This is a genomic window from Planctomycetota bacterium (assembly GCA_038746835.1).
Classification (GTDB): Bacteria; Planctomycetota; Phycisphaerae; order Tepidisphaerales; family Tepidisphaeraceae; genus JBCDKH01.
This window is the reverse complement of sequence record JBCDKH010000259.1, coordinates 1-3,785: the sequence shown is the minus strand read 5'-3', so window position 1 is coordinate 3,785 and position 3,785 is coordinate 1. Positions and strand designations below refer to the sequence as shown.

Genomic DNA, 3,785 nt, shown 5'->3' with positions numbered 1-3,785 from the left:
GAGATGGAAAACTGCCGGCTGGTGCCGGAGGTGACCTCGGCGCGAAGCTCGCCCGTGCCGAGCTTGACGAGCATGGGCGCGCGTCCGGTCAGGATGCCGACCAGGCCGTCGTGGGCGGGCAGGACGACGCCGCGAACCTGCTCGCTGAACGTCTCGGCGTCGGGAGTCACGATGTCACACTGGAATGCCACGGCGGACGATAGCCGCGTGGATGAGCGTGCGACACGGGGCCACGCGTTGCCGGATTGGCTTGCCGCGTGTCAGGGCCGGTCCGTAGAATGCCCTCGCCACCGTTGGACCGGCCACGGCCGGAGACGGTGGCTTGTCGTTTCTCTCGAGGCCGCTGGTCGTGCTTCGAATGCAACAGACAGAACCCGCGACGCTCAGGAAGATGCGTCCCGCGCCTTGCGCCAACAGAAAGTCACGACGATGCAATACCTCAGTGCGGAAGAAAAGAGCAAGCTCGACGCGCGACTCGAAGAGCTGCGGAAGTCCAAGGTCGAGGTGCAGGCCCGCATCACCGCGGCCGCCGCGCTGGGCGACCTTTCCGAAAACGCCGAGTATCACTTCGCCAAGGAAGAGAACCGCAAGATCGAGGCGGAGCTGGCGGAGCTGGAAAAGAAAGCCAAGGACGTTGTCGTCGCCGATGCCGATGACGTGCCGGAAGACATGGTCTTCCTCGGCAGCACGGTCAAGGTCAAGGACACAAGCGACGGCGAGGAGATGCTTGTCCGCCTCGTCGGCGAGGCCGGCGCACCCGACGCGGATGGCGACGTGCAGGACGTCAGCGCGACCAGCCCGATGGGCGACGCCCTCATGAAAAGCCGCGTCGGCGACGTCGTCAGCGTCGCGGCCCCGCGTGGCTCGATGAAGCTCGAAGTCGTCGAGATCGTCTGAGCCTTGACGATTGGCGATCTCTGGCTGAAGCTGTGAAAGGAACGCGCCGCCTTAGCTCAATTGGCAGAGCACCGCTTTTGTAAAGCGACGGTTCCCGGTTCGAGTCCGGGAGGCGGCTTCGGGAAGCATCCGACGGTTCGAGTGAGCTCTGGTGCTCCGGTGCCACAACATTCTTGCAGTGTTCGGTACGGAGCACTTCAAGAATGCAGTGGCACCAGATGCAGCGGATGATCCGAATCTGGTCGAAAGTCGCGAATTCGTTCGCATTTGAGGTCGAACGCGATCGTGTTCCGATGGGTTAGCGGTGAGCGTCAGCGAGCCGCTCCGGACCCGACCCTGCGGCTCGCTGGCGCTCACCGCAAACCGTGAGACTTGGTTCAGGGTGGGTTGATCGTTCTTCCTAGGGGTCGATGGTGCGTGTCGCTTCAGTCGGGACTTCCGCGCTGCTCGAATGCTGCGGGTTCGGGGTCACCAGGGGTGCCGTGGTAGTTGATGGTGATCTCCTCACCAGCTGCGATGTCGCGGTGGGCGTGGATGTCGAGCAGGTCCGGCGCGACTCGTGTCCACGTCGCGTTGGCGAAGATGCGGTGGTTGTAGAGCGATCCGTACCCGAGCGCGAGTCCGACGTGGGCCTCGCGGATCGCCCGCCAATCGAAGACGTAGTCCATGAGCACGGGCGACGCGTCATCCGTACCGAAGACCTCCCGGGCCGGAAGGACCAGCACCGGACACCGCTCGATCAACTCACCGCGTGCAAACGACCGCCCCGCGACAACACCCCGCCCCGCCCCTCAATGCGACGGACATGCAACGGGACCGAAGACAACGGACTGGGCGAAAGCTCGAAAACAGAGAACGGCAAAAACCATCATCCCTAGTCCCTAGTACCTAGTCCCTAACCACCACCCCCACCACCCCAGAAGTTCAGGTCCGCCTCACTCGCCTCTGTTTCTTCCAACACCGGCGGCTCGGACCAGTTGGTCAGCCACGCCTCCTGAGCGTCGGAAAGCACGACCGGCAAATACGGCCGGGCATCGCTGCCGATGAGCATGGTCGGCAGGGCCAGCCCCGCAACGCCGGCCGCGATGACTGTCCCGGCGAAGCGCCTCGGCAGACGCGGCACCACGATCGCCAGTAACCCCGCGATAGCCGGAAGGGCGAGCGCGACCGCGTCATACTTCTGCAGGCCCGGCTGCGCGTACCACGCCACCATCGCCGCCGGCATGAACGCGATCGGAAGAATGAAGCATCCGACGGCCAACTGCTTGGCGGCCGCTTCGTTGCCCTCGCGTGCGAGAACGAGCGATGCCAGCCAGGCCGCGCCGGTGACCGCGACGACGGGGAAGAAGAGCATCGTCGCCCCGTGGAAACCGGTCAGCCCGAGCACCGGAATCGCCGCCACGCCGATGATCGTCATGGACGCCAAGTCGGCCGTGCCTGCGTCGTCACGCCTCGCCGCCCACCAGATCGGCCCGACGAGCAGCGCCGTCGCTAGCGGCACGATGAAGATGTAGATCAGCGGCTGGCCGAGCGTTTCGGCATAGCGGGCTGGGGCGAGGAAGAACATCACGCCCGCAAGCCCAACCACGGCGACGGGCAACGCCCACGCCTTCCGCGGCACGTGCAGCAAGGCTGGCCACGCGAGCACCACGCCGGCCGTCGCGGGGACCATCCAACTCCACTGCGACCATCGCCCCAGCGAGCTGGGCTCGGGCATCTCGTGAAACGGCTGCCAGAATGCAAGCCCGAGACCCGCCGCACCCGCCACACCGATCGTCCACCGCGCCACGCCCGGCCAGCGACACAGCAGCACGATGACCGAGATCAATAGTCCGATCCCGCCGGGAATCCCGATTGTATAGATCAATCGCTGGAGAATGGCGGGGTCGAGAGACATGAGTTGGGACTAATGAATCAAAGAAAATGAGCGAAATGGCAAGGACGCTCGCCTGGTATTTCCATAGATGCCAGACAGGCGAGGTCCTTCGACTCGCTTCGCTCGCTCAAAATGACGGTGGAGCGGCGGTCTCTGCTCCCGAAGTCGCAGGTCGCGATCGCGCTCAGCCTGCCAGCCCTTGGAGGCCGACGTGGAGGGTGATCTCGTCGCCGATGCCGTTCTCGCCGACCATCGTGTTCACGCCGAAATCGGTGCGTTTGATGGTGAACGTCGCCCCCAGGCCCATCCGCTGGCCGCGGGGCGTGTTGCCGGCCTTGAGGTGCTGGACGGTGACGGTGACGGGATTGGTCTGGCCGTTGAGCGTGAGCTCGCCCTGCATGGTCATCGTGCCGTCGCCATTGTCGCTCGGACTCCCGCCAACGAAGCGGACGTTGGGATGTTCGGGCGCGTTGAACCAGTCGGGGCTTTTGAGGTGCGCGTCGCGATCACTGTTGTGCGTGTCGAGGCTTGCAAGTGGTGCAGTGATGTCGACTTGGAGTGTTGAAGGATTGGTGCCGTCGTACGTCATCGTTCCAGACGTCGCGGTGAACATTCCATAGAAGGGGCTCTGACCCATGTAGAGCGCACTGAAGACAATGGTCGAGTGAAGCGAGTCGATCTCATACGATGTCGACTCCTGCATGACCGCCGCCGGAGCAGAGCGGATGTGCGGCACGACGGAGACGCCTGCGATGGCAACGACGGAAGCGAGAGCGATGGAGCTGAGGCGACGGGACATGATGCGTTGGGGTAAGGAGAAAGTCGGGCGGCGTTTTTAGATGGCCGTTTGAACAAGTTATCCGGAGGGGACAAGCGCCGACAACGGTGGAAGTCGCGGCGTGGGCCGAACTTTTCGGCGGTACGACGTAACGTCGAGCATGTCGTCGTCCGCACCGCCGCCTCCGCCGCCGCCTGAGGGTGGCTCGCCGCCGATCGATCCGCGCGGCGTCCT

General features: G+C 64.4%; 3 protein-coding genes, 1 tRNA gene and 1 pseudogene. 2 read left to right on the top strand and 3 right to left on the bottom strand.

Annotation, left to right across the window (positions count from 1 at the left end):
• Window positions 1–429 precede the first annotated feature (429 nt).
• A complete protein-coding gene (locus AAGI46_16235) occupies window positions 430–897 on the top strand; it encodes a GreA/GreB family elongation factor (protein MEM1013755.1) in 468 nt (155 codons plus the stop codon).
• A 45-nt stretch (window positions 898–942) separates the two neighbouring features.
• Window positions 943–1,015, top strand: a tRNA-Thr gene (locus tag AAGI46_16230).
• A 307-nt stretch (window positions 1,016–1,322) separates the two neighbouring features.
• Here AAGI46_16230 and AAGI46_16225 read toward each other — a convergent pair.
• From AAGI46_16225 to AAGI46_16215, 3 genes and pseudogenes are all read right to left on the bottom strand, one after another.
• Window positions 1,323–1,670, bottom strand: a pseudogene (locus AAGI46_16225) (SET domain-containing protein-lysine N-methyltransferase).
• Window positions 1,671–1,792: 122 nt separating this feature from the next.
• The gene (locus tag AAGI46_16220; protein ID MEM1013754.1) at window positions 1,793–2,794 is read right to left on the bottom strand and encodes a hypothetical protein; all 1,002 of its coding nucleotides are present in this window, start codon (window positions 2,792–2,794) and stop codon (window positions 1,793–1,795) included.
• Between the two features lie 163 nt (window positions 2,795–2,957).
• Window positions 2,958–3,572 (bottom strand): YceI family protein, encoded by a 615-nt coding sequence (locus tag AAGI46_16215; protein ID MEM1013753.1) that lies wholly within the window; start codon window positions 3,570–3,572, stop codon window positions 2,958–2,960.
• Between the last annotated feature and the right edge of the window lie 213 nt (window positions 3,573–3,785).

Coding starts and splice junctions, on each gene's coding strand:
- AAGI46_16220 (MEM1013754.1), bottom strand. CDS start 2,794: ATGTCTCTCGACCCCGCCATTCTCCAGCGATTGATCTATACAATCGGG.
- AAGI46_16235 (MEM1013755.1), top strand. CDS start 430: ATGCAATACCTCAGTGCGGAAGAAAAGAGCAAGCTCGACGCGCGACTC.
- AAGI46_16215 (MEM1013753.1), bottom strand. CDS start 3,572: ATGTCCCGTCGCCTCAGCTCCATCGCTCTCGCTTCCGTCGTTGCCATC.